Genomic DNA, 24,759 nt, shown 5'->3' on the forward strand with positions numbered 1-24,759 from the left:
GACGTCCCCGCCAACCAGTCTGGATGCATCATGCCCATTCGTTTTTACGCCGCCTGCCTCCTCGTTTTCCTGCTGACGCCGGTCGGCACGCGCGCGCAGGACCTCGCCTTTCGCGTAGCGCCCTATCTCCAGTTTTCCACCAAAACATCGATGGCCATCCTCTGGGAAACCGAGGAGCCGGCCACCACGCGCGTGGAGTACGGCGAGAGCCGCCTCGGGGACAAAGCGCCCAATCTTTCGATGCATGTCGACCTGCCGGGTACGCGGGCGATGCACGAGGTCGTGCTCGAAGGCCTGAAGCCGGAAACGAAATACTTCTGGCGGGTCGTCTCGCAGATGGGGGATGGACGCGAGCTGGCCAGCGAGCCGTCGACGTTCCGCACGGCCGTGAACGATTCGTCGGCCTACGCCTTCGTGCTCTTCGGCGACACGCAGGACAACCCGGAGGTCTGGGGGCGCATCGCGCAGCTCGGCTGGCAGGAGCGCCCCAACTTCGGGCTGATCGCCGGCGACCTCGTCCAGCGCGGCGGCGACATCCAGAACTGGCTCGAGGAGTTCTTCGCGCCGGCGAACACGCTCATGCGCCGCGTGCCGCTTTACCCGGCGATCGGGAACCACGAAGACGACCATCCGAACTACTACAAATACATCTACGCCCCGCCGCCGGAGTATTACTACACGTTCCGGTATGGCAACGCGCAGTTTTTTATGGTGGATACGAACCGGGACGTGAGCGAGGGCTCCGAGCAGTATGAGTGGCTCGAGCGCGAACTCGCGATGTCGGACGCGATGTGGAAAATCGTGGTGCACCACCATCCGCCGTATTCCTCCGAGGAAAACGATCACGGCGACACGGCCACCGGATCCTCGACCTACGGCACGCACGCGCGCAACCTGGTGCCGCTCTACGAACTCTACGGCGTCGATTTCTGCCTTTTCGGACACGTCCACATGTACGAGCGCACCTGGCCCATTCTGGATGGCCGGGTCAATCAGAAAAACGGCGTGATCTACATCAACTCGGGCGGGGGCGGGGGCGGGCTGGAAGATTTTGCTCCGACGCGCTCCTGGTTCTCGGCGAAAGTGAAAAGCGTGCACCACTTTGGCTATTTCGTCGTGCACGACAAGACGATCTTCTTCCAGGCCATCGACGAGGAGGGCCGCCTGTTCGATTCCTTCCAGCTCGAAAAAAGCCCCGAGCGTCTGGCCCGGGTGATGATGCCGCCGCCGCCGCGGTTCGAGGGCTCGGATGCGATTTTCCTCGACGAGACGCGTGTCGCGCTAGCCGGTGCGTTTGAAGACCTGACCATCCGCTATACGACAGACGGATCGGAACCCTCGACGCAATCCGCCCGCTATGCCGGCCCCATCGCATTGCGCGCCAGCACGACCCTGAAGGCCGCCGCCTTCACGGCGGACGGCGTGCGCAGCCGCGTGGTGTCCCGTTCGATCGAGAAGGTGGATCTGATGGAGCCGGTCCGGCCGGCCAAGACGCACGCCGGCCTCGCGTACGCCTATTATGAGGGCGCCTGGGAAACACTGCCCGATTTTTCGCCGCTCACGCCGGCAGCAGCCGGCGAGGTCGCGACGTTTTCTATCGACGGGTTATCGCAGGGCAAACGGGAATACGCGCTGGTATTCGAGGGTCTGATCGAGGCGCCGCGCGACGGCGTCTACACGTTTGCCACGACGAGCGACGACGGATCCAAGCTCTATATCCACGGCAGGGAGGTGGTTGACAACGACGGCTGGCATGGCGAACGCACCCGCGAGGGGCAGGTCGCGCTCCAGGCCGGCCTCCACCCGATTCGCGTCGAATATTTCAATCGCAGCGGGGGCGGGATGCTGAAGGTCGAATGGTCGGGGCCGTGGGTGTTCTCGGAGCCCATCCCGAAGACAGCGGTGTTTCGTTAGATCGCAAATCAGTTCATCGCAAATCGCAAAATGAAAAGGCAAAAATTGGCTGAGTGTATCTGGTGCGTGCTAGGTTTTACGATCTGATCTTACACATCGCAATTGCGTATGTCTTCCTGAGCGGAGTGGAGAAACGAGCGAAGCTTCTAACCGAAGTAGTCTGTCTGAAATGCGATCGATGCCGCATTTCGTCAGAAATTGTGTATCGGGCAAATGTTTTGCATGGCTGCTAATGACATCGTCACCCCGAAGCCCTTTCTCCCGTGTTTCAGCTGACTCCAGGCCTATTCGAGCCCTGTATTGTGACTTGTTTTAGGTCATGCCATGCCCAATAAGAAAGCCCTGCGAAGCGGGGCTTTGGGTCTCAGTAGGACCGGTCGCAAGACCTGTGTAATGTCAGGGAATAAAAAGCTATAGAGAGTATATATTCAAAGCAATCTAATGAGATATACTATTGACATTGAGGCCATAACAAGCGAAATGCACGTCGTTAAGATGATGCCTATCAGCATATTCTTTTGTGGGGTATTTAAGGTTTCCCACCTTGAGAAATCCTTTCTATGCTTTAAAATTCCAATAAGGCTTAATAAGGCGACAAACCAGATGAGTAAATGAAGTTGCAACATCCGCGATACGAGTCTTTTATGTGAAATTTGCATAATGAGGCATGATTAGCCTCTGTAGACTCCCTGCTTATTTTGTCATATACATTTTGCGATTTGCGATCTTTCGATTTGCGATGTCATGATTTGCGGTGCACCAGTCCGCCAAGCGCTTCCTGGATGACTTCGTCCTGCAGGAAGCCGCCGCCGCGGTGTTGCCAGAAGGCTTCCGCGTAGCCGGCGCCGATCTGTCGGCCGAGCGTGGCGTCCTGCTCGTCCAGCAGTTCTTCGATGAAGTTGTTGCGCTGGAACATCACCCGCATCACCTCGAGCTGGGAGACGTGGCACCCGAGCATGCGGCGCTTGAGGTCGACGACGGCGTCGATGTCCACCAGGAAGTGCGGCTGCACCGGGTCGCCGAGGTGCGTGGTGAGCTGGTACGGCGCGGAGTGGTAGAGCAGGGGGGTGGCCGCGAGCGGGGGCTCTTCGCAGGGGAGATTGGGGAGCGTGGCCATCATCGTGGCGATCTCGACGACGTTTGAGGTGGTCCGGTGGTCGAGGTGGTAGTCGTACGGCAGGTGCGTGATCACGATGTCGGGCGCGGCGCGGCGGATGGCGCGGGCGGTGTTGAGCCGCAGCGCCGGCGTGTCGACCATAAACCCGTCACGCTCGCCGACGCAGACATAGTTGGCGCCGATCATGGCGGCGGCGTCCGCCGCCTCGCGGGTGCGCCGCGCCACGGTTTCCTCTTCCGTCATGCCAATGCCGCCCATGTTGCCGGCCGTCATCGTGCCCGTGGTGATCTGCCAGCCCAGCTGGCTGAGCAGGGCGAGCGTGCCGCCGCAGAAGATTTCGACATCGTCCGGATGCGCGAGCAGCGCGAACAGGCGTGGACCGGTGGAAGGCATGGTAAGGGGAAATGAGCAGGGGTGAAGGAGGGCGTCCGATCACGCCGGCCGCGCGTGCGCCACGAAGGATTTCCACTGAGGCAGGCTCTCGGGATCCCAGATCGCATGCATGTCGGCTTTCGCAACGTCGTCGGCCACGCCCTCACGGAGCGTGCGGTACAGGTAGACGAAGGTAGAAACGCGCTTGTTGGCGATGCAATGCACGAACACCTTTCGGCGCCGGTTCTGCGCCAGAATATCGAAAAAAAGATCCAGATGCTTTGGATCGGGCTGTTCCCACGAAACGGGGATGTGCACGTAGGCCATGCCGCGCTGGACGATGCGCCATCCCGACTCCGGGTAGCGGTCCGGGTCGGCCGGCGCCAGGTTGATCACCAGGTCGAACCCCGCGGTGTCGAGGGCCGCGATATCGTCGTACGTGATCTGTCCCGACGTGGCCAGCCGCTCGTCGATGGCGCGAAACGCGCGGATGCGGAGCAGGGCGTCCGGTGTGATTTCAGGTGTCATGGGCAGGATGGATAGCGGTGCAGGAGCCGCTCCGGGGGTCCGGGCGTAGAAACGGCATCCAGATCGAACATACCTATGAGCTACGCGCCATGAAATATACAGCCCTGTTGTCGTTTGTTTTGTTTGCATTCGCCGGCGCCTGCGCGCCGCCCTCGGCGCCCGAAGCGCCGCCGGCCCGACCCGCCGCCTTATTGGACGACGAGTTCGGCGACTACTGGTATCAGGGGGATGCCGAACTGACCAGCTACGCGCTCGAGCAGGCGCGTTACGGCGAGATCCATCAGGGCGAGGCGGTGCTCATCTTCGTCACCGAGGACTTCTCGCGCTCGAAACAGGTCAAGATGGATTTTCCCGATCGTTCGAGCGACGACCGGGCCACCGTGCTCAAGCTCAACTTCACGAAGAAGTTCACGACGGGCATCTATCCCTATTCGATGATGACGTCGGTCTTCACGCCCATCGAACGCGGCATGTATCCGCACACGCTGAAAGTAACCACCTCGTCGCAGGAGTGGTGCGGCCACACCTTCACGCAGTTCAACTGGCGCAAGGGCGCCTACGACGTCAAGCTCTATTCCTACTTCGAGGAGGAAAGTGACCAGACGCTGAAGCTGGACGATGTGCTGCTGGAAGACGAGCTATGGACGCTCATCCGCCTCGATCCCTCGGCGCTTCCCTCCGGCGAGATCGACATCGTGCCCGGCACCATGTATCAGCGGCTCAGCCACGACGACTGGGCGATCCGGAAGGCCCGGGCCAGCACCGCCGATGCCGGCGACGGGCAACGCATTTTCACCCTCGTCTTCCCCGAACTGGACCGCACCCTCGCCATCCGGTTCAACGCCGCCTTCCCGTATGAAATCGAGGGCTGGGAGGATACCCACCGCTCCGGTTTCGGTCCGAACGCCCCCCTGCTCACCACACGCGCCACGCGCAACAAGCGCATGATGCTCGACTACTGGACCCGCCACAACAACGCCGACCTGCCGCTACGCGAGGAGTTGGGGTTGTAGGGGGAGGGTTCAAGGTTCGAGGTTTAAGGTTCAAGGCAAGTACACAAAACAACCCTTAAACCTCGAACCTTGAACCTTGAACCTTGAACTTCGATTAGCGGGCAAAGCCCGCTAATCGAACCACTCATCCGCTTCGTCGAACGCGGGGATGGCGATGACGGCTACCTTGAGCGCGCCCACGGCGCGGTGCCGGCAGCCGGGGCGGATCAGGACGCTGGTGTTGGGCCGCACGGGGATCCGCTCGCCGTCGAGTTCGATATGGCCTTCCCCTTCCCGGACCAGGTAGATCTCGGTCATGTGCTTGTGGTAGTGGGTCCGGCTGTCGGTGGTGATGTCGACGAGGTGGATCGAGGCGACATCGTTTTCGGGTGGCACGAAGGCGCGGCGGGTGAAGCCGCATGGACATTTTTGGGGCGCGAGGTCGTCCATCTGCGCCACGAGGTATCGGGCCTGGGTTTCGGGAAGCATGAGGGTGTCGGTGTTTACTGGGCGTCAGGGTGGGTAAGGATGGCGTCCGCCTCGATTTCCACGAGCATGGCGGCGTTGATGAGCCGGCTGACCTCGATCATGGCCGTCGCCGGCCGGATCTCGCCGAACCACTCGCCATGGGCGCGGCCCACTTTCTCCCACTCGTCGATGTTCGCGACATAAATCCGGGTTCTGACCACGTCGGACGGTTGAGCGCCCAGCTGGGACAGGGCTTTTTCGATATTGCGCAGGCACTGGCGCGTCTGCTCGTACGCGTCGCCCTCGCCGACGAGGTTGCCGTCGGCATCCGTTGCCGTGGTGCCGGAAACAAAGACATACGGGCCCACGCGCACGGCGCGGCTGTATCCGACGATAGGCTCCCAGGGGGTGCCTGTGCTGTAATTCTGGCGTTTCATGCGGGGTGAAGGATTGGTGATGGCGCTCGGGATCCGATGCGCGCAAGTAACGTTAAGCAGACTGTAAAATTAATGCCGGCTTATTGGAGTTTTGCGGATATATTTGTACCGTTACGCCGATGCCGAATTACGTAAACGGAGCATTCGTCCGCAAATCAAGACTGTAGCCCGTTTCACCTCCTCGAGCACCCCCTCTTTTCATATAAGGCTTCGCTGAAGATCGCACCGTCCCGGGGATCGAAGAAGCCGGCTCAGACAGCACTTTCCGTCAGGGCTTCGATCGGGGCGTACGCATCTTACGCACGAAGGGGTGGATGCCTGGAGCGTCATCACATCGCAACGCATTTCTTGTGCCACCATGAAGATGCCGAAATTTCTTGTCTTTACGTGCACGATGCTCACCCTGATGATCCTCGTCGTCGACCTGCTGACGGCAGGGGACGGAGGGGGTGATCTCCCGTTTGTACTGGGCGGGTTTCCTTACATCGCGGTCGTTCTCGCCACGCTCTGGCTTCCCGGGCGGGGCTATACGGTGTTTTTTGCGGGCCTCACGTCGCTGCTGAGCCTGTTCATGCTCTTCGTCGCCCCGTCCATCGAATGGCAGGTCGTGAGCAATTCCCTCATTCCGGACGTCGTGCCGCCCAAGGAGTACCTCTACGGGATCAGCGTCGGGAATCGCCTCCTGTCGGTTTTTGCGATCTGGATCACGGCCATCCTCACCATCCAGCGCAAGATGTCCGAGGAGCGCTCGCAGTCCCTGGGCGCCATCGTCCAGTCGTCCAACGACGCGATCATCGGGCAGACGATGGATGGCGTGATCACCTACTGGAATCGCGGCGCCGCCCGCATCTATCAATATAAGTGGGACGAGGTGGTCGGCAAACACATCAGCATTCTCTGGGCCGAGAGCGCGCCCTCGGCGTCGGAGCAGGAAATCATGCGCCGGATCCAGCAGGGCAAGCCGCAGGAGCCTTACGAGGCGCTGCGCCGGCGCAAGGACGGCAGCAAGATCGATGTGTCCATCGCGATTTCGCCGACCTACGACGAACGGGGCGCGATCATCGGCCTCTCGGAGATCGGACGCGACATCACCGACCGGAAGAAGTACGAGCAGGCGCTCATCGACGCCAAGGAACACGCCGAGCGGGTGAGCAAGCTGAAGTCGACCTTCCTCACCAACATGAGCCACGAAATCCGGACGCCGCTTTCCGGCATCCTCGGGTTTGCCTCGATCCTGGCCCAGGAAGCGACCGCCGAGCAGCACGAACTCGCCATGCTGATCGAAAAGAGCGGCCGCCGGCTGCTCGACACGATCAACTCGGTGCTCGACCTCTCGATGCTCGAGGCGGACAGCTTCGTGCTGCATCCGGCCGAGATGAACCTGGCGCGCGAAGTGCGCGAAAAGGTCGAGTTGCTGCAGCCGCTGGCGCTGGAAAAAGGAATCGAACTGACGGCCGACGTGCCGTCCGAACCGTGCGAGGTGGTGCTCGATCACGCCTGCCTCGATCGCATCCTCAATAACCTGGTCGGCAACGCCATCAAGTTCACGCCGAAAGGATCGGTCCGCGTCAGCGTGTTTATGAACCATCCGTACGTATCGATCCGCGTGGCCGACACCGGCATCGGGATCAGCAAGGAGTTCATGGACCGCCTCTTCAACGAGTTCGAGCAGGAAAGCAGCGGGATGTCTCGCCTGTATGAAGGCAGCGGACTGGGGCTGTCGATCACGAAGCGGCTGGTCGAACTGATGAACGGCCTGATCGAGGTCGATACCCGGACCGGGCAAGGGAGCGTCTTTACGGTTCACTTCCCCGCCGGCCGCCTCGAGCCCGACGAGCAGATCCGCCGCGACCGCGCCCGCCGGCGCCGCACCTCGCGGACCCGTACGGTCAAGCGCAGCACGCCGGCCCGCGTCCTCCTGGTCGACGACGACCCCCAGATGCGCATGCAGATGCGCCTGCTCCTGCAGCGTACCTGCAACCTCGACCTGGCCGAGGACGAGCAGATCGCCCTCACGATGGCGCAGCGGAATCATTACGACCTGATTCTGCAGGACATCAACATGGGTCGCAAACACGCCGGCATCGACGCCCTCCAGGCGCTTCGCCGGCTGCCCGACTACGATGTGGTCCCGGTCGTCGCCATGACGGCGTACGGTCTACCCAAGGATCGCGAAGACCTCCTGCAGGCCGGCTTCGACGAATACATCTGCAAGCCGATCTCCGAGGAACAACTCCTCCAGGTGATCAACCAGGTGCTCAAGGAAGACTGAGAGGGGAGGGCTACGCGCGTTTCGCCGCCGCCTTGGAGGCCGCGATGCGGCGCACCACTTCGTCGGTCATGACGCCCAGCAGGATGACCGCGCCGATGATCGCGAATTCGAGCTGCGTGGGGATGCCCAGGATGTTGATGGCGTTGTACAACACGCGCATCACCGCGGCGCCGATCAGAACCCCCAGGATCGTGCCCTCGCCGCCCCGCAGGCTGCACCCGCCGAGCACCGCCGCAGCGATGGCGTAGAGTTCGTAGAAGTTGCCGTGTACCGCCGGCTGCACCGAGTTTACGTCCAGCGCAAACAGCACACCGCCGATGCCGGATGTGAACGCGGCGATGACGTAGGCGAGAATCACCATCCGCTGGGTGTTGATGCCGCTGTAGCGGGCGGCCTCCTCGTTGCGGCCCAGGGCCAGCAGATAGCGCCCCCAGACGGTGTAATTCAGAAACAGGCCGGCGAGCAGGGCCAGCACTACCAGCACGACGAACGGCATCGGGAGTCCGAAGCTCTCCGTGATCGGGATGCGGCCGATAGCGAGCTGACGGAAGCCGGCGTACTGATTGCCGAAGCCCTGCGTGGCGTCGCCCGAAATCCACCGCGCGAACCCGCGATAAAAGAGGAGGCCGCAGAGCGTAACGACGAACGGCTGCAGCCGCACCTTGGTGATGAGCACCCCGTGGAGCACGCCGATCGCCAGCGAAAGCGCCAGTACCGCGATCAGCGCCGCCGGCACCGACCAGCCCTGCGCCGTCATCAGCATCGGGAGAAGGACGCCCACCAGCCCCACCAGCGAGCCCATCGACAGGTCGATCCCTCCGGTGATGATGACAAACGCCGCGCCGATGCTGATGATGCCGAAGAGCGACGTCCAGCGGATCGTGTTCTGGATGTTGTACGCCGTCAAGAACTTGGGCTCAATCAGTGCGGTCAATAACAACACCGCGATCAGCAGGCCCAGGATACCGAAGATTTTTTTCATGCGAATGCGTCCATTACTCGCGGTTCGTTGCGCCTGTCGCCAGGTGCATCACCGCTTCTTCCGATAGCTCGTTGCGCGACAGTTCGCCCGTGATCCGGCCCTCGTGCATGACCAGCACGCGGTCCGACATCCCCAGGATTTCCTCCAGTTCGCTGCTCACGAACAGGATGGCGAGGCCCTCGCGGGCGAGCTTCTCCATCAACCGGTACACCTCTTCCTTCGCGCCCACGTCGATGCCGCGCGTCGGCTCGTCGAGCAGCAGGAGCCGGGGGCCCATCGTGAGCCACTTTCCGAGCACGACCTTCTGCTGGTTGCCGCCGGACAGGAAACGCGCGATCTGGGTCTGGCTCGGCGTCTTGATACCGAGCTGGTCGATCATCGCGGCCGTGTCGGCGATCTCCTGCTCCCGGTTCAGCCCGCCCAGCCGCCGGCGGTTGCGCCACAGGCCGGCGAGGCCGATGTTCTGCCGCACGGTCATCTCGATCACGAGGCCCTGCTCCTTGCGCTCCTCCGGCACCAGCGCGATGCCGGCTTCGATGGCGTCCATCGGCGAATGGAACGAGGTGTCGGCGTCGGCCACCCGGATCGTGCCGCCCAGCGCCCGATCCACGCCGAACAGGACGCGGAGCAGCTCGGTCCGGCCGGCGCCCACCAGACCCGAGATGCCGACGATTTCGCCGGCGCGCACGGAGAAGGTCAGCGGGTGCTGCGGCCAGGCCGGCGTCACCAGCCCGGTTACCTCCAGCACGGTTTCGCCGATCGTGTGCGAAGACCGCGCGTAATATTTCGAGACGTCGCGCCCCACCATCAGCTGCACCATCGCCTCGTGGTCGATGGCGTCGCGGTCCAGCGTGCCGGCATTTTTGCCGTCGCGGAATACCTCGACGCGGTCCGACAGCCGCTTCACCTCCGCCAGGCGGTGGGAAATGTAGATGACGCTCACACCGCGGCGGCGCAGGTCCTCGACGACCTCGAACAGCTGCTCGGCCTCGCCGGCCGACAGGCTCGACGTCGGCTCGTCCATGATCAGCACGCGGGCGTTTGCGGAGAGCGCCTTCGCGATCTCGACCAGCTGCTGCCGGCCGATGGCAAGGTCGCGCACGAGCGCGTGGGGCGAGACGTCGAGGCCGATCCGTTCCAGCGCTTCTTCCGCGCCGGCCACTATCGCCTTCCGATCGATCAACCCCATCCGCTGCGGCTCGCGGCCGAGAAAGATGTTGGCCGCGACCGTCAGGTTGTCGGCAAGGTTCAGTTCCTGGTGGATCAGCGCGATCCCCAGATCGAGCGCCCTGCGACAGGAATCGATCACGACCGGCTGCCCGTCCAGCAGGATCTCCCCTTCATCCGGACGCTGCACGCCGGCGAGGATCTTCATCAGGGTGCTTTTCCCCGCGCCGTTCTCGCCGATCAGCGCCAGCACCTCGCCATGCCCCACATCCAGGCTGACGCCGTCCAACGCCAGCACACCCGGGAAGCGCTTCGTAACGTTCCGGACGCTGAGAAGGGGAGTGTCTGGTGTTGCGGGCATGGGCCGGATGAGAGTAATGGATGCAAGATGCGGGATTCTGGATGCAAGATGCTGGATGCAGGATGCGGGATGCGGGATGCTGGATGCAGGATGCGGGATGCAAGATGGGGGCACCAGTCCCCAGATCACATATCGCAAATCCTTGATCGCTAATCGCTAATCACAAATCCTTGATCGCAAATCCTTCCGCTATTGCGCCGCCGTCAGCTCTTTCAGCTCCGCCCAGAATTCGTCGACATTGTCTTTCGTGATCGTGCGGGCGGGGATGTCGAGGAATTTATCGGGCGTCAGCACCGAGCGGTCGCCCTTGGCCAGGGCGGCGAGGACGCGCACGGATTCGTACCCGTAGCGGAATGGATTCTGGACGACGGTGCCCTGCATCAGCCCATCCTTGATGGCCTGGAGCGTGTCGTCTTCTTCGTCGAAGGCGATGACCTTGATCTGGCCGGCCTTGCCGGCTTCCTTGATCGCCTCGAGGCACTTCGGCGGGTTGTAGCCGAAGAGGCCGACCATGGCGTCGAGTTCAGGGTATTTGGCGATGGCGTCCTCGGCCTGGGATTTGGCGCGGGCGAAGTCGAACTGGTCGGTCCGTGTATCCAGGATCCGGTATTTCCCGCCGTCGATGACGCCCTCGTTCGGGTCGCGGCGGTTGGGGTCGGGCGAGCGGTCGAGCAGTTCGTCGATCACGCCCTGGCGGCGCAGGTCGGCATTGAGCTGGCCGAGCCGGCCGACGAAGATCATCACGTCGCCGCCGTCGGGGAGTGCTTCCTTGACCAGTTTGCCGCACATCCGGCCGGCGGTGTAGTTATCCATCCCGATATACATCAGCCGGTCGGTGTTCGGGGCGTCCGAATCCTGGGTGATGTAATTCGTGTTCGCGGCGATCTCGCCGAGGATATCGCCCTGGTTTTCCGGGTCGATCGGACTGACGGCGATGCCGTCTACCCCGCGGGCGAGCAGGTCCTGGATCATGCGTTTCTGATCGGCGGTGCCTTCCGGGGGCATGAGCACGGTGACGTTGACCCCGAAGTCGCGGCCCGCGGCCTGGGCGCCCTGCTCGGCGATGACCCAGAACGGGGAGATGCCGTTGGTGACGTAGCCGACGGTTATCGCGTCGCTGTTGCCGGAACCGCCGCCGCAGCCTTGCAGCGCCGTGAGGGTGGCGAACACCAGGAAGGCGGAAAAGAGATATCGCATAGTCGAGGAAGGTATGAGCGAGACAAAAGCCGCCTGATGGGGGCTCAGGAGAAGGACTTACCCCCGTTTACCGCGAGGGTCTGGCCGGTTACGAAGCCGGCCTCTTCGCCGGCAAGGTAGCACACCGCGCCGGCGACATCCTCCGGTTTACCCCATCGGCGGGCCGGGACGGTGCGAAGATACGCATCTTTCATTTCCTGTGGGTCCTTTTCGTGCCGGTCGACCGGGATCCAGCCCGGGGACACCATATTTACGGTGATGCCGTACGGCGCGAGTTCGGTGGCCAGGCTGCGGGAGAACCCGACCTGGCCGCCCTTCGCGGATACGTACGCCGTAAACGGCGCGACGCCCAGGGAAAAGACCTCGCTGGTGATGTTGACGATGCGTCCCCAGCGCTGCTTCTTCATGTGAGGCAGGCAGGCGCGCGTGAGAAGAAACGGACTCTTGACGAAGAAGTCGATCATCTGCTGATACAGCGCCCAGTCGTATTCCTCGATGCGGCGCTGGGGCTGGTCGGGCGTGGCGTTGGGGATGAGTATGTCCACCGGTCCCAGTTCCGTCGACACGCGATCGCACAGCGTGGCCACCTCGTCGGGGTCCGTCACATCGGCGCGGATGAGCGTGCACGGTACCCCGATAGCCTGCAGTTCGGCAAACGCCGCTTCGGCCCTCGCCTGGTTGTTGCTGTAGTTCATGGCGACGCGCGCGCCATGCCGTGCCAGTTCGAGCGCGATGGTTTTTCCGAGGCCGGTGGTGCTTCCGGTGACGAGTGCGACGCGTTGGGCGATGGACATAGGCGCTTGGGCTGGGTTTCAGAAGGCGGGGCTAAACCTAATGAAGGAGCGCACAATGTTCAACGGGGACGCCCGTATTGCCCGCCCGAAGGGCGTGTTCGGGAATTTGGCGCATAGGGTTGGCGCATAGATGCCCGAATCTTTGGGTCAAAGGTATGCTGCGCGGGCCTGGACCTGTGTGTATTTTACGAACGTTACAAGCGCGCGCCGCGCCTGAGTAGAACGTACGATGTATCGGGGGGCATATCGTAGGTTTTATGAGGAGCGGCGCGCGTTTTTTTATGCCCCTGCGCGAAGGGTCAGGATCCGAAACGCACATCCCGTATCCTCCCCGCTGCCGCTACAGGCGTTCGCCGCAGTATTTGCAGAATGCGGCGTCCGCATCGTGCCCCTCGGCGCTGCACGCCGGACACGCCTGGGTCGATATCAACACGTCGGGCTTGCGCATCAGCTCGGCCGTGACGAGGCCGGTCGGTACGGCGATGATGCCGTACCCGATGATCATGATGACGCTCGCCAGCGTCTGGCCGAGCGGTGTCGCCGGCGAAATGTCGCCATATCCCACCGTCGTCAACGTGACGATCGCCCAGTACACGCTCACCGGGATGCTGGTGAATCCGTTCTCCTCGCCCTCGATGAAATACATGAGGGAGCCGAGGATCACGACGAGGGTCACGACGACGAACAGAAAGACTTCGATCTTCCGGCGCGTCGCGTTCAGGGCGCGCATCAGGGAGTTGGCCTCGGCCATGTACTGCGCCAGCTTCAGGACGCGGAAGACCCGCAGGATGCGAAGCAGCCGGATGACCAGCAGGAACTGCGTGCCCGGAACGAGTGCGCTGAGGTACGTGGGCAGAATCGCGAGCAGATCCACCAGACCGTAAAAGCTGAGCGCGTAGTTCATCGGGCGCTTCACGCTGAAAAGGCGGAGGACGTATTCGATCGTAAAAAGGATCGTGAACGTCCATTCCGCGAACCGGAGTGCGGCGCCGTGGTTCGCCCGCACCGACGACACGCTTTCCAGCATGACGGCCAGCACGCTCAGGAGGATGGCGATGATCAGCCCGACGTCGAAGGCTTTGCCGGCGCGCGTATCCGCCTCGAAGATGATCTCGTGGAGTTTATGCCGCCAGCGGGGCGGTTGGGAATCGGTCATCACACGTGGTCCTGAAACTCCAGATACCCCTCGTTGACGAGGTCGGTCAGCAGGTCCTGGACCGCTTCCTGGTTCAGAAACGGAGCCAGGGTCTCGTGGTTGAGCGGCAGGGAGCCGGTCAGGAGATACACCGCCTCGGCATGCAAGGCGTCCACAGGATAGGCGACGCCGCTGATGTACAGCCGGATGCCGGTGTCCGTGTGGGCGAATGCGAAGAGGGCGGATGGGCTGCGCCGGAGGGAGACGCCTTCGCGCAGCAGGTGGACGACCCGCTCGGGACTATGCACGTCCTCGGGCGCCGGCGCGTAGTTGCCGCGGCGCGGCTCGGTGATGTACCGGCCGAACCAGTCGTCGATCGACGCGGGATCGGCGACCGCCTGCTGAATGATGGACCGCACCATGCCGAGCACTTCGGGCGTGATCTCCCCGGGATGCTCCGGCAGCCTCAGATCCGGGTCGCTGTACCGGTCCAGCGGAGAGAACCGATCGGCCACCTGGTCGATGTACCCGCTGATGAGGTCGACGTACGCCGGCGCCCGGAAGCCGATCGAAAAGGTCATGCAGTTGTTGATGGCGGTGCCCCGGTGCGCCACGCGCGGCGGCAGGTAGAGCATGTCTCCGGGCCCCAGCACCCAGTCTTCCTCGGCCTCGAAATGCTCCAGGATGCTGATGTCGAGATCGGGCTGGACCGTGTCGTCGTCGACGGGGCCGCGCGTGATCTCCCAGCGTCGGTGCCCCTGCGCCTGGAGCAGGAAGACGTCGTAGTTGTCGATGTGCGCCCCGACGCCGCCCTGAGCGGTGGCGTAGCTGATCATCACGTCGTCGAGGCGCCAGTTCGGCACGAAGCGGAACGAGTCGAGCAGGTCCGCGACCGCCGGCACATACCGGTTCACTTCCTGGACGAGCAGGGTCCAGTGCGTCTCGGGAAGATCGTAGAAGCTCTCCTCGAACGGACCGTGCAGCAGCTGCCAGGGATAGTCGCCCCCGCGTTCGAGGACCAGCCGGGCGTCGGCATCCTCCTCGCACGCGATATCCATCAACTCCTCGGGCGTTACCGGCGAGACGAAACCCGGAAAGGCGCCGCGGATCAGCAGCGGCTTTTTCTGCCAGTAGGTTTCAAGAAAAGCCTCCAGGCTGATGCCTCCCAGGAGGGTGTCGGGGGTGGGCATGGTTCTCACGACCGATCTCCACGTCAATGCTGTTCACAAGTCGATGCGCCTGCCGTTCAGGCGTCGGGGTCAGCCAAAAAGATACGACAAGAGCTTGAAGAGCGGCCATACCAGCAGCAGAAGGAACAGCCACCGCGCATACCGCACGCCGGAGCGCTCTACCGTGAACTCATAGCCGCAATACGGGCACGTCTCCGCCGCGTCGTCGTCGACGTTCATGGCGCAGGATGGGCATTCCATGAGGGTTGGCAGGTTACAGGTTGGCAGGTTTACAGGGTACAGGTTGGGAGGGTGTCAGTTTCGCAGCCGTCGGGGTTTCTTTTTACGATTTGACGCTACGCACGTTCATGGCGTGATCTATCGATGCGGGATGCAAGATGCAGGATGTTTACCGAAAAACCGTCCGTTTTATCGATCATCCTGCATCCCTGTATCCTGCATCCCTGTATCCTGCATCCCTGTATCCTGCATCCCTGTATCCTGCATCCCTGTATCCTGCATCACAAGACCTGAGGCTATCGTGCGTAAGATTCGTTGCGATGGGATCATACGTCGCCGGAAAAGCTCCGGGATGTAGGCGTCGAATGCAACCCCGCCGAATCGTTTCATGTCCCTCGCCGCTTCATGAACGCGCGAACCTGCAATGTGCCAACCTGCGAACCTGCAACCTGCCACCCCATGAAAATCCCGGTTCCGCGAAACCGTAGGGCGAATGGTGGTTAAATAGCCCGCGATAGCCGGCGCGCCGCGGCATGGACTGTGCCGGCGCGGTGACATGGACTGAATCCGTACCGATGAAAGACTACCTCACTCAAGCGATCCACCAGGTGCTGGCGGGCATCGACGGCGTGCCGGCTGATTTCGAGCTGGAGTTGGAAACGCCGCAGAATCCGGAACACGGCGATCTGTCGACCAATACGGCGATGAAGCTCGCGCGCGCCCTGAAAAAGGCGCCCCGCGCGATCGCGGAAGATCTGGCGAACCGGCTCCGGGCGCTGCCCGTGGATCCGCGACGGATCTCGGCCATCGAAATCGCCGGCCCGGGCTTCCTCAACTTCCGGTTCGCGGAGGCCTACCTGGCCGATGCGCTCGCCACCGTGCTCGAACAGGGCGACCGCTTCGGCCGCACCTCGCTCGGGCAGGGGCAGCGCGCCATCGTCGAATACGTGAGCGCCAACCCCACCGGACCGCTTACCGTGGGCCACGGCCGGAACGCCGTGCTCGGCGACACCGTCGCGAACCTGCTCGACTGGGCCGGCTACGAGGTCACGCGCGAATACTATTTCAACGATGCCGGCCGGCAGATGCGCATCCTGGGCGAATCCGTCCAGTCCCGCTACCGCGCCCTCGTGCGCCCCGACGGCCCGACGCGCGCGATCGAACGGGGGGACAACGAGGTCATCCAGGTGCCGGCGGACTTTCCCGAAGACGGCTACCTCGGCGATTATATCATCGAGATCGCCGAGTCGGTCCGGAAAGCGCACGGCGACGCCCTCGTGGATTCGACCGATGTGACGCCCTTCAAGGACGCCGCCACAAAAGCCATCTTCGCCGATATCGAACAGTCGCTCCGCCGGCTCGGGATCGTTCAGGATTCCTACTTCAACGAACATACCCTGTACGAGTCCGGCGCGATCTGGAAGATTATCGACCTCTTCCGCGAAAAAGGCGTCGCGTACGACCAGGACGGCGCCGTCTGGTTCAAAACGACGGAGTTCGGGAAAGAAAAGGACACGGTCCTCGTGAAAAGCACCGGCGAGCCCACGTATCGCCTGCCGGATATCGCCTACCACGCCGACAAATTCGAGCGGGGCTTCGATCTGATGATCGACATCTTCGGCGCCGACCACATCATGACGTACCCGGATGTGATCAGCGGCGTCGGGGTGCTCGGTTACGATACGTCGCGCATCCAGGTCGTGATCTACCAGTTCGTGACGCTCGTGCGCGGCGGCGCCCAGGTGAAGATGAGCACGCGCAAGGCCAACTACGTCACGCTCGACGAGTTGATGGACGAGGTCGGCGAAGACGTGACGCGCTTTTTCTTCCTGATGCGCTCCCCGAATACACATCTGGAATTCGATCTGGATCTGGCGAAGGAGGCGCGCGACAAGAACCCGGTATTTTACCTCCAGTACGCGCACGCCCGGGTCTGCTCGATTCTCCGCAAGGCGGAGGAGGTCGGGTTTTCGTTTGGCGAAACGCCCGATCTGAGCCTGCTGACGCATGAGGCCGAGGAAGCCCTGATCAAGCAGCTGCTCGCCTTTCCCGACGTCGTGCAGCAGGCGGCACAGGCACGCGAACCGCATCGCGTCATCAATTTCCTGAACGACACCGCCACGGCGTTCACCCGGTTTTACGATGCGTGCCGGATCATCGGCGAGGCGAACGATATCGCCACGGCGCGTATCCATCTGGCGCAGGCCGCCCGCATCGTGCTGAAGAACGGCCTGACGGTGCTCGGTATCTCGGCGCCGGAGCAGATGTGAGGACGGTTCCAGGTTTGAGGTTCAAGGTTGGACGTGGTTGTGTCGTTTGGGTGAGCGAACCTGTTTTGCGCGTATGAGACAGGCGCATGCCCTTGAACCTTAAACCTCGGCCCTTGAACCTCATCCCTTGAACCTCGAACCTCAGACTTTGAACCGTCCATCCATGCAGATCGCATTCCAGGGAGAGATCGGGGCGTTTAGCGAGGAAGCTACGCTGGCGCTGTATCCGTCGTCGACGCCGCTGGCGCGGGTGGCGTTTGAGGATGTATTCCGCCAGGTGGCGGAAGGGGCGGTAGACCGCGGGGTGATCCCGATCGAAAATACCCTGTTTGGCAGCGTGCACGTCAATTACGATCTGCTGCGGGCCTACGACCTGGCGATCGAGAGCGAGCTGTATCTGCGCGTGCGGCACAACCTGATGGCGCTGCCCGGCACGAAGCTGTCGGACATCCGGCGGGTCATGTCGCATCCCCAGGCACTGGGGCAGTGCCAGGCGTTTCTTAAGGAGCACCTCGCCCATGCCGAGGCGGTGCCGGCTTACGACACCGCCGGCGCGGCCAAGATGGTGGCGGCGGAAGGCAACCCGGCCGAGGCGGCCATCGCCAGCGAGCGCGCCGCGCAGGAATACCGCCTCGAGATCCTCGCGCGCGGCATCGAGAGCAACCATCAGAACTTTACCCGCTTTCTGGGGCTGGTCCGCGCCGACGCCCCGGATCGCCGCCGGCCCGATCCCGCGCTGGGCCCGATCAAAACCTCGATCGTGTACGCGATGCGCGAGAACGTCCCGGGCGCGCTGTTCAAGAGCCTGGCGGTGTTCGCGCTGCGCGACCTCGACCTGTTCAAGATCGAGAGCCGTCCGCTGGTCGGCAGCCCGGGGAAATACCTTTTTTATCTCGATGTCGGCGGCGCGGAGACCGACGAGCCGGTGCGCCAGGCGCTCGGGCACCTGTCGGAAATCGCCGCGGAAGTCCGGGTCCTGGGCTCCTACCGCAAGGCCGATATCGGCTGAGGTGAACTTTCGGGCGCCGGCGTACGTTTTACGTCGCGTTCGCCGTGGATCGAAACGATCGCTCTGGAACTTGATGCGCGGCGGGTTGTCAAGGATTCATCTTGCATTTCATCCAACGCCGGCCGGAAATTCCGCTCCGACTGGTTTCCCTCACGTAGATCACTTCGTACGACGTGTCGTTTATTCCCTACAGTGTGCGCGAAGGATTGGCCGGCTTCCAACGGGCCAAGTTTGCCGTTTTTACCTCCACCAGCGCCATGGCGGTGGCCCTCGTACTCATCGGACTCTTCGGGCTGCTCAGCTATCAGGCCCAGCAGGTGAGCGACTGGCTCCGGCAGCGCGTCGGCGAGCTGGAGGTTTTTCTCCAGGATAACATCGATACCCCGATGGCGCGCGCCCTGCACGAACGGGCCCAGGCCACGCTGGGCGTCGCCGGCGCCGACTACATCTCGCGCGAGGAGGCCACGAAGATCTTCCAGGAGGAGTTCGGCGAGGGCGCCGAGATCTTCCTGAACGAGTCGTTCCTGCCGGCGTCGATCAAGGTGCGCATCGAATCCGACTACGCCAATCCGGACAGCCTGCACGCCCTCATCGCCGAGTTCGCCAGCTGGAACCGGGTCGATGAGGTCGTCTTCAACGAGCCCCTCCTGGCCAAGGTGCAGGAGAATCTGCGCCTCCTCAATACGGTCGGGCTCGCGCTCGGCATCATTGTCATTCTCGCCTCGCTGTTCCTGGTGGCGAACACCATCCGGTTGACGATCTATGCGAGGCGACTGCTGATACGCACCATGAAGCTCGTCGGAGCGACCGATGCGTTCATTCGCCGGCCGTTCCTCGTGGAGGGCATCCTGCAGGGGATTCTGGCCGGGGCCATCGCGAGCCTCATCGTGTGGGGGCTGTTTTCGGGGATCGGCAACTATCTGCCCCAGATGGCCATCTCCGGCTTTATGGTCGTGGTGTTGCTGGTGGGCGTGGTCCTCGTCGGCGCGATGCTCGGATGGCTGGGCTCGTTGTTCGCCGTGCGCCGGTTCATCCGCACGATCCAGCTTCATTGAGCCCGGCGGCTGTTTTGCGCGCGGCGTAGGCATCGCCCGGAGCCCGAGTGTATACCTAGAGCGACAACTTGGTGCACTTTGGTGGAGTGCGTTGTCGTGCCGGCGTCCCATATGCAGAAGGGAGGCATGTGAGGCGCCACTCCTGGAACGGCATGGTGATCAGGACTCGGGAGCGTACGGCTCGGGTCCGGTCACCATGTCTTTTTTTGTTTCAGTTCATCGAAGGACCCTGGTTGCGCAGCACCCACTCGATCGCGCGCCGCATCAACTCGCGTCCGCTGCCGATATCCAGTTTGGTCTTGATCCGCTCGACGTGCGATTCGATCGTTTTGACGCTCAGGCTCAGCCGTTCCGCAATCTCTTGCAGGGTTTTGCCCTCTCCGATGAACACGAAGACCTGAAACTCCCGGTCGCTGAGCGCCGAAAACGTGGTTTCCTGTCGCGGTTTCATCATGCCCTTGATGACGGTCTGTGCGATGTCCGGGCTCAGGAAAAGGGATCCGGACGCGACCGTGCGGATGGCGTCGAGCACCTTCGCCGGCGCCTCCTGCTTCATGATATAACCCATCGCCCCGGCGCGGATGACCCGCTCGGCGTACAGCTTTTCATCGTGCATCGACAGCACGAACACCCGCGTCGCCGGCGCCCGCAGCTTGATGTCGGCGATCATATCCAACCCATTGATGCGCGGCAGCGACAGGTCCAGCACGACGACATCGGGCTGGGTCTTCTCGATGGCGCCGAGCGGGTCGTCGTCGCCATCCGACTCGCCGCACAGGGTCATGTCTGGCTCGCGGTCTATCAGGCGGCCCATGCCCTCGCGCACGATGGGATGGTCATCGATCAAAAAAATACGCAGGCTCATGCGGTGTCACGTAGCGTGTGAGGCCAGGGATGGTGCGTGGTTGAAACGGCAGGTGACAATCGAGCCGCCGGCCGGGTTGGGCATGATCTGGAATTCGCCGGCGATCATCTTGGCGCGGTAATCCATGATGCGCAGCCCGAGACCGCCCCGGTGCCTGTCCGCGGTGAATCCGCAGCCGTTATCGGTAACCCGCAGGACAATCCGCTCGAATTCCTGGTTCAACCGAATCTGGATGGCTGATGGATCGGCATGCTTGACCGCGTTGTTGACGGCTTCCTGGGCGATTCGGTACACCTGGGTGGCCACCTCGTCGTGCAGGGCCGGCAGCTGGGTATCGACGATCAGCGAGCACGGGATGCCGTAGATATGCTCGGTCTGCAGGGCGAGGCGCTGGAGGCCGTCCTGGATGCCGCGCATGTCCACCGTGACGGGGTCGAGCCCTTCGGCCAGCTGCCGGGTGAGGCCGATAGCGCGTTCGACGAGCATGCTGATCTCCCGGATCGAGGCATCGGTGATCGGCTGGTGGTCGCGCACCTCCTGCTGCAGGCCGGCGACCTTGAAGCCGATGCCGGTCAGCAACTGACCGAGGCCGTCGTGCAGGTCCTGACCGATGCGCCGCTGTTCGCGCGTGCTGATCTCGAGCACTTCCTTCTGCAGCTGCTTGCGTTCCGTGACGTCGCGGCAGATCACCATGACCGACCTGACCTCGTGGTGCGGGTCGAATTCCGGCACGAGCAGGCACCCGAAGCTGCAGGTGCCGCCCGTCAGGTGCTGGTCGTATTCCATCTCCACCGGCCGCGCCGTGGTAAATACCTCATTGATGTGTTTGCGCCACTGGTTGGCCAGTTCCGCCGAAAAACCCAGCCTGTCGAGCCGCTGGTCCTTGTAGTCGTGATGGGACAGGCCGGCGATTTCCAGCGCCGCCCGGTTGGCCGACAGGATCCGGTGGTCGGCATCGAAACGGATGATTTGATAGGGCACGTGGTCCGAGATGTTCTCCAACTCCATCGTGCGGGCGCGCAGCGCCTCTTCGGTGTGTTTTCGCTTGGTGATGTTGCGGGAGATGCCGATGACGCGGGCGAGCGAGTCGTCCTCCGCGTAATAACACTGGCCGGACGTATGCATCCATCGCTCCGCGCCGTAGCGGTTCATGATGCGGTGCTCGTGTTCGAAGGCGCCGCCGTTCGGATGGGAGTGGCGCACGGCGCCCAGCAGCGCCTCCCGATCGCCGGGAGGGATGGGTTGCAGCACGTCTTCGAGCGACATGCCCACGTACGATATCGTCCTGGGGTTGTCGGCGTCGGTCGTGGTGTAGGTGATCATGCCGTGGTCGACGTCCCAGTCCCACACCGAGAGGCGGCCGGCCTGGATGGCGAGCCGGAGACGCTCCTCGCTCAGCCGGAGCGCGGCTTCGGCCTGCTTGCGCGCGGAGATGTCGGTGGCGACGGCGATCAGGCCCGTCAGCGTTCCATCCGCATCCGTCAGCGGCGAGATCGTAAAAAAGACCGGCACGCTGGAGCCGTCGATGCGGTTGCCCTCTCCCTCGCCGGTCCAGGTGTCGCCGGCGCGCAACGTTTCGAGCACGCCGGGCAGGTTCTGGATCTGTTTTTCGATCGGCACGAACGGCGCGACATCGAAGGGGAAGCGGTCGATCCCGACGATGGCGAACATGTGCCGCGCCGCCTCATTGGCGTACGTGATGCGCCCCTCGAGGTCCTTGGCGACGACCGCCTCGCCGATGCGATTGAGCAGCTCGGAGCGGAAACGCAGGTTCCTTTCCGCCTCGTGCTGCTCGTGGATGTCCTGCCGGGTGCCGTGGATCGCCACGACCTGCCCCTCGCCGTCCCGCAAGGCCCAGCCCCGGTCGTGCACCCATCGTATCGATTGGTCGGGGCGCAGGATTCGGTAGGCGATGTCGAGGTTCTCTCCCGTCTTTTCGATGCGTTTGATCTGGGTCGAGAGCCGGTCCTGATCGTCGGGGTGCACGAATCGGCGGAGATAGCCCGTCGGCGCCTTCAGCCCGGGGTCGACGGGGATGCCGGCGATCCGGAAATTTTCCTCTGACCAGAGCGACCGCTCCGGATGGAGCAGGTCGATTTCATAGCTGCCGATCGACGCGATCTGCTGCGCCAGGCGGAGGTTGCTCTCACTTTTGCGCAGCCGCTCCTGCTCGATCCGGCGCTGGGTGATGTCGACGACGATGCCGAGGCCGGCCGGCCGGCCGTTGAACGTCACGGTGCCCGTGTTGAGGTGACACCAGCGGAGTTCACCGGATTTGGTGATCATCGGCAGCTGGACCTCCCCGGGCACGTTCTGGCCCGCCAGCCTGGCCGTTCCGTAGGTCTTGACGTACTCGCGGGCTTCCGGGGCGACGATGTCCCAGTAGTTCATGGCCACCAGCTCGTCGCGCGTGTAGCCCGTCATGTTGACGGCGAGATCGTTGCCGATGCGGAAATGGTCGTCCTGATACAGAAAAAAACCGACCGGAGCCGTTTCGGAGAACTCCTGGAACATGGCCACGGTCTCATCCAGCGATTCGACGCGCTTCTTGTAGCGCACCAGCCCGAGATGCAGGCCCGCACCTCCCACGATCAGGCAGACGCCGTAGAAGACCAGCGAAAATTCGACGGTTTGCCACCACGCCGGCCGGCCATCGTGCACCAGGGACGCGATGGCGTAGACCGTGGACATAAAAATGGCGATCGGGAAGAGCAGCAGCCACCGATGCCGGTAGGTCCACTGCAGCCACATCGACCAGGCGAGTGTGCCCAGATGCAGCCCGATTCCCAGAAGTGCGAAAAGCCAGGTCATAGTGACGCCGTCAGCGTGCGGGGCGAGGCATTCGATGGATGACGCGGGGCGGCGTGCAAACGCCTTCATGCGGTCGAAAGAACGCGCTTGCCGCTCCAGGTTACCGGTTCAAGATTCGGGATGCGTTGCGCGGCTCCGGGAGCAGCGCGCCGTACAGCGTCGCCGGGATCCTGTGGGATGTACGCGAGCGTACGTTGGGGGCGGGTCGTGGAACCAAAGATACGACATCCCATTCACGTGTCCCTTCTTCACCTGAAATGTCATGCGAATCGGTCTGGTTTACGATACGTTCGACGCGTTCCCCTGGGAAGCCGGCGACCCCCTCGATGCGGACGCCGAATACGAGCCCGAGGCGACCGTGGCCGCGCTCGAGGCCGCCGTGCGGCGGCTCGGCGCCGAACCGGTCCGGATCGGCACGGCGCACGATCTGCTGGCGTCGCTCGGGCAGCTGCGCCTCGACGCGGCCATCTCGATCGCCGAAGGCGCCCGCAGCCGGAACCGGGAGGCCTACGCCCCGATCCTGTTCGAAATGGCCGGCATCCCTTTCCTCGGGTCGGACGCCCTCACCCTGTCGGTGAGCCTCGACAAGGCCTGGACGAAGGATCTGGTCGCGGCGGCCGGCGTGCCCACGCCCGCGTACCGGTGCTACCGCGATGCCGGCGCCATCGACCCGGCCGATCTGCCCGGGCCGTTTCCCCTCTTCGTGAAGCCCCGTTACGAAGGCTCGTCCAAGGGCATCACGCATGCGGCGAAGGCGGAGACGGTCGACGCCCTCCGCCACGCGGTTTCGACCGTCACGGCGGCCTACCGCCAGGATGCCCTCGTCGAACCCTTTGTGTCGGGCGGCGGCGAATTCACCGTGGCGATCGTGGGGAATGCGCCGGCGGAGCCCCTGCCGGTCCTGCAGCGCGCCGTCGAACGCACGACCCGGATCGGCTTGCACGCCCTCGATCGCCGGGGCTACGCGCACGACGATCTGGCGTACGACCTGGAAGGCCGCCTCGACGACCGGCTCGAACGGCGCCTCCAGGATCTGGCCGTGCGCGCCTACGACCGGCTCGGCTGCCTCGATTTCGCCCGCGTCGATTTTCGCGTCGACCACGCCGGCGACCCCTGGTTTCTCGAAATCAATCCGCTCCCCACCTTCGATCCCGAAGGCACCTTCGCCATCGTCGCCGAACTGATGGGCCAGTCCTACGAGGACTTCCTGTCCGAGGTGCTCGGCCGGGCGTTGAGGCGGGTGGTGGGGTAAGGGGATGTCATGAGGCTTGCTTCGCATGCGGTCATGAGGCTTGCTTCGCTCGCGGTCAGTACAGCGGTGGGGGCGATGGCTTGGATTGCTCAGGGGCTGTGGGTGGAGCCAATTGACTGGATATACCTATTGAGGATGAAGATCAGGCGCGTGTGCGCTCGTTGAAGCTTGAGGAAGGTCGCGTCGTCAATGAGCTGACGAGAATGAGCTTTGACTAACCAGGTTTGAGATTCAAAGAGAGAGCCTCGGGCGTAGAAACAGAACTGTTTATTCTCCTTAAAGTGGAAACGACCAAATCCTTCACTGAGGTTTGCCGCCACGGAATCAATTGCTCTGACCCATTGGTTGCCAA

General features: G+C 63.0%; 21 protein-coding genes. 7 read left to right on the forward strand and 14 right to left on the reverse strand.

Annotated features, from left to right (window positions below; genetic code table 11):
• Window positions 1-30 precede the first annotated feature (30 nt).
• A complete protein-coding gene (locus R2834_17885) occupies window positions 31-1,914 on the forward strand; it encodes a PA14 domain-containing protein (GenBank protein MEZ4702209.1) in 1,884 nt (627 codons plus the stop codon).
• Window positions 1,915-2,656: 742 nt separating this feature from the next.
• Here the strand turns inward: R2834_17885 and R2834_17890 are convergent.
• Complete coding sequence (locus tag R2834_17890; GenBank protein MEZ4702210.1) at window positions 2,657-3,424, reverse strand: PIG-L family deacetylase; 768 nt, start codon at window positions 3,422-3,424, stop codon at window positions 2,657-2,659.
• Window positions 3,425-3,463: 39 nt separating this feature from the next.
• Window positions 3,464-3,931, reverse strand: coding sequence for a protein tyrosine phosphatase family protein (locus tag R2834_17895; protein ID MEZ4702211.1), 468 nt, complete (start codon window positions 3,929-3,931; stop codon window positions 3,464-3,466).
• Between the two features lie 89 nt (window positions 3,932-4,020).
• Here R2834_17895 and R2834_17900 point away from each other — a divergent pair, with 89 nt between their 5' ends.
• Window positions 4,021-4,944 (forward strand): hypothetical protein, encoded by a 924-nt coding sequence (locus R2834_17900; protein ID MEZ4702212.1) that lies wholly within the window; start codon window positions 4,021-4,023, stop codon window positions 4,942-4,944.
• Window positions 4,945-5,055: 111 nt separating this feature from the next.
• Here R2834_17900 and R2834_17905 read toward each other — a convergent pair whose 3' ends face one another.
• Together R2834_17905 and R2834_17910 are read right to left on the reverse strand one after the other, a co-directional pair.
• Window positions 5,056-5,412 carry a cupin domain-containing protein gene (locus tag R2834_17905; GenBank protein ID MEZ4702213.1) on the reverse strand — a complete coding sequence of 119 codons (357 nt, stop codon included), beginning with the start codon at window positions 5,410-5,412 and terminating at the stop codon, window positions 5,056-5,058.
• A 14-nt stretch (window positions 5,413-5,426) separates the two neighbouring features.
• Entirely contained in the window at window positions 5,427-5,828 is a 402-nt protein-coding gene (locus R2834_17910) for a RidA family protein (protein MEZ4702214.1), read from the reverse strand.
• Window positions 5,829-6,186: 358 nt separating this feature from the next.
• Here R2834_17910 and R2834_17915 point away from each other — a divergent pair, with 358 nt between their 5' ends.
• Window positions 6,187-8,100 (forward strand): ATP-binding protein, encoded by a 1,914-nt coding sequence (locus R2834_17915; GenBank protein ID MEZ4702215.1) that lies wholly within the window; start codon window positions 6,187-6,189, stop codon window positions 8,098-8,100.
• Window positions 8,101-8,110: 10 nt separating this feature from the next.
• Here R2834_17915 and R2834_17920 read toward each other — a convergent pair whose 3' ends face one another.
• From R2834_17920 to R2834_17950, 7 genes are all read right to left on the reverse strand, one after another.
• Window positions 8,111-9,082, reverse strand: a complete 972-nt coding sequence (locus tag R2834_17920; GenBank protein MEZ4702216.1) for an ABC transporter permease — start codon at window positions 9,080-9,082, stop codon at window positions 8,111-8,113.
• Window positions 9,083-9,095: 13 nt separating this feature from the next.
• Window positions 9,096-10,610 carry a sugar ABC transporter ATP-binding protein gene (locus tag R2834_17925; GenBank protein MEZ4702217.1) on the reverse strand — a complete coding sequence of 505 codons (1,515 nt, stop codon included), beginning with the start codon at window positions 10,608-10,610 and terminating at the stop codon, window positions 9,096-9,098.
• A 189-nt stretch (window positions 10,611-10,799) separates the two neighbouring features.
• The gene (locus R2834_17930) at window positions 10,800-11,807 is read right to left on the reverse strand and encodes a sugar-binding protein (GenBank protein ID MEZ4702218.1); all 1,008 of its coding nucleotides are present in this window, start codon (window positions 11,805-11,807) and stop codon (window positions 10,800-10,802) included.
• Window positions 11,808-11,851: 44 nt separating this feature from the next.
• A complete protein-coding gene (locus tag R2834_17935; protein MEZ4702219.1) occupies window positions 11,852-12,601 on the reverse strand; it encodes a 3-oxoacyl-ACP reductase family protein in 750 nt (249 codons plus the stop codon).
• 340 nt (window positions 12,602-12,941) lie between these two features.
• Window positions 12,942-13,757, reverse strand: coding sequence for an ion transporter (locus R2834_17940; GenBank protein MEZ4702220.1), 816 nt, complete (start codon window positions 13,755-13,757; stop codon window positions 12,942-12,944).
• Window positions 13,757-14,926 (reverse strand): cupin domain-containing protein, encoded by a 1,170-nt coding sequence (locus R2834_17945; protein ID MEZ4702221.1) that lies wholly within the window; start codon window positions 14,924-14,926, stop codon window positions 13,757-13,759. Before R2834_17945 ends, R2834_17940 begins: the two co-directional genes overlap by 1 nt.
• Window positions 14,927-14,995: 69 nt before the next feature.
• A complete protein-coding gene (locus R2834_17950) occupies window positions 14,996-15,166 on the reverse strand; it encodes a zinc ribbon domain-containing protein (protein ID MEZ4702222.1) in 171 nt (56 codons plus the stop codon).
• A gap of 554 nt (window positions 15,167-15,720) precedes the next feature.
• On the opposite strand from R2834_17950, the gene argS reads away from it, so the two are divergent.
• The 3 genes from argS to R2834_17965 all read left to right on the forward strand — a co-directional run bounded on the left by argS (window position 15,721) and on the right by R2834_17965 (window position 19,479).
• On the forward strand, window positions 15,721-17,415 hold the full coding sequence (gene argS, locus R2834_17955; GenBank protein MEZ4702223.1) for an arginine--tRNA ligase: 1,695 nt from the start codon (window positions 15,721-15,723) through the stop codon (window positions 17,413-17,415).
• A 163-nt stretch (window positions 17,416-17,578) separates the two neighbouring features.
• Window positions 17,579-18,424 carry a prephenate dehydratase gene (gene pheA, locus R2834_17960; GenBank protein MEZ4702224.1) on the forward strand — a complete coding sequence of 282 codons (846 nt, stop codon included), beginning with the start codon at window positions 17,579-17,581 and terminating at the stop codon, window positions 18,422-18,424.
• A gap of 173 nt (window positions 18,425-18,597) precedes the next feature.
• The gene (locus R2834_17965; GenBank protein MEZ4702225.1) at window positions 18,598-19,479 is read left to right on the forward strand and encodes an ABC transporter permease; all 882 of its coding nucleotides are present in this window, start codon (window positions 18,598-18,600) and stop codon (window positions 19,477-19,479) included.
• Window positions 19,480-19,690: 211 nt separating this feature from the next.
• Here the strand turns inward: R2834_17965 and R2834_17970 are convergent, their stop codons facing one another.
• Together R2834_17970 and R2834_17975 are read right to left on the reverse strand one after the other, a co-directional pair.
• Window positions 19,691-20,344, reverse strand: coding sequence for a response regulator transcription factor (locus R2834_17970; GenBank protein MEZ4702226.1), 654 nt, complete (start codon window positions 20,342-20,344; stop codon window positions 19,691-19,693).
• Between the two features lie 6 nt (window positions 20,345-20,350).
• A complete protein-coding gene (locus R2834_17975; protein MEZ4702227.1) occupies window positions 20,351-23,155 on the reverse strand; it encodes a PAS domain S-box protein in 2,805 nt (934 codons plus the stop codon).
• 262 nt (window positions 23,156-23,417) lie between these two features.
• On the opposite strand from R2834_17975, the gene R2834_17980 reads away from it, so the two are divergent.
• Window positions 23,418-24,407, forward strand: coding sequence for a D-alanine--D-alanine ligase (locus R2834_17980; protein ID MEZ4702228.1), 990 nt, complete (start codon window positions 23,418-23,420; stop codon window positions 24,405-24,407).
• Between the two features lie 89 nt (window positions 24,408-24,496).
• On the opposite strand, the gene R2834_17985 is transcribed toward R2834_17980, so the two are convergent.
• Window positions 24,497-24,759: four helix bundle protein (locus tag R2834_17985; protein MEZ4702229.1), on the reverse strand; the 263-nt coding region annotated here is incomplete at its 5' end.

The organism is Rhodothermales bacterium, from assembly GCA_041391505.1.
Lineage (GTDB): Bacteria > Bacteroidota > Rhodothermia > Rhodothermales > JAHQVL01 > JAWKNW01.

What these genes read in the sequence shown, in the direction of transcription:
- R2834_17890 (MEZ4702210.1), bottom strand. Translation starts at nt 3,424, where the DNA reads ATGCCTTCCACCGGTCCACGCCTGTTCGCGCTGCTCGCGCATCCGGAC.
- R2834_17925 (MEZ4702217.1), bottom strand. Translation starts at nt 10,610, where the DNA reads ATGCCCGCAACACCAGACACTCCCCTTCTCAGCGTCCGGAACGTTACG.
- R2834_17940 (MEZ4702220.1), bottom strand. Translation starts at nt 13,757, where the DNA reads ATGACCGATTCCCAACCGCCCCGCTGGCGGCATAAACTCCACGAGATC.
- R2834_17930 (MEZ4702218.1), bottom strand. Translation starts at nt 11,807, where the DNA reads ATGCGATATCTCTTTTCCGCCTTCCTGGTGTTCGCCACCCTCACGGCG.
- R2834_17935 (MEZ4702219.1), bottom strand. Translation starts at nt 12,601, where the DNA reads ATGTCCATCGCCCAACGCGTCGCACTCGTCACCGGAAGCACCACCGGC.
- R2834_17950 (MEZ4702222.1), bottom strand. Translation starts at nt 15,166, where the DNA reads ATGGAATGCCCATCCTGCGCCATGAACGTCGACGACGACGCGGCGGAG.
- R2834_17980 (MEZ4702228.1), top strand. Translation starts at nt 23,418, where the DNA reads ATGCGAATCGGTCTGGTTTACGATACGTTCGACGCGTTCCCCTGGGAA.
- R2834_17895 (MEZ4702211.1), bottom strand. Translation starts at nt 3,931, where the DNA reads ATGACACCTGAAATCACACCGGACGCCCTGCTCCGCATCCGCGCGTTT.
- R2834_17945 (MEZ4702221.1), bottom strand. Translation starts at nt 14,926, where the DNA reads ATGCCCACCCCCGACACCCTCCTGGGAGGCATCAGCCTGGAGGCTTTT.
- argS (MEZ4702223.1), top strand. Translation starts at nt 15,721, where the DNA reads ATGAAAGACTACCTCACTCAAGCGATCCACCAGGTGCTGGCGGGCATC.
- R2834_17885 (MEZ4702209.1), top strand. Translation starts at nt 31, where the DNA reads ATGCCCATTCGTTTTTACGCCGCCTGCCTCCTCGTTTTCCTGCTGACG.
- R2834_17910 (MEZ4702214.1), bottom strand. Translation starts at nt 5,828, where the DNA reads ATGAAACGCCAGAATTACAGCACAGGCACCCCCTGGGAGCCTATCGTC.
- R2834_17975 (MEZ4702227.1), bottom strand. Translation starts at nt 23,155, where the DNA reads ATGACCTGGCTTTTCGCACTTCTGGGAATCGGGCTGCATCTGGGCACA.
- pheA (MEZ4702224.1), top strand. Translation starts at nt 17,579, where the DNA reads ATGCAGATCGCATTCCAGGGAGAGATCGGGGCGTTTAGCGAGGAAGCT.
- R2834_17920 (MEZ4702216.1), bottom strand. Translation starts at nt 9,082, where the DNA reads ATGAAAAAAATCTTCGGTATCCTGGGCCTGCTGATCGCGGTGTTGTTA.
- R2834_17905 (MEZ4702213.1), bottom strand. Translation starts at nt 5,412, where the DNA reads ATGCTTCCCGAAACCCAGGCCCGATACCTCGTGGCGCAGATGGACGAC.
- R2834_17970 (MEZ4702226.1), bottom strand. Translation starts at nt 20,344, where the DNA reads ATGAGCCTGCGTATTTTTTTGATCGATGACCATCCCATCGTGCGCGAG.
- R2834_17900 (MEZ4702212.1), top strand. Translation starts at nt 4,021, where the DNA reads ATGAAATATACAGCCCTGTTGTCGTTTGTTTTGTTTGCATTCGCCGGC.
- R2834_17915 (MEZ4702215.1), top strand. Translation starts at nt 6,187, where the DNA reads ATGAAGATGCCGAAATTTCTTGTCTTTACGTGCACGATGCTCACCCTG.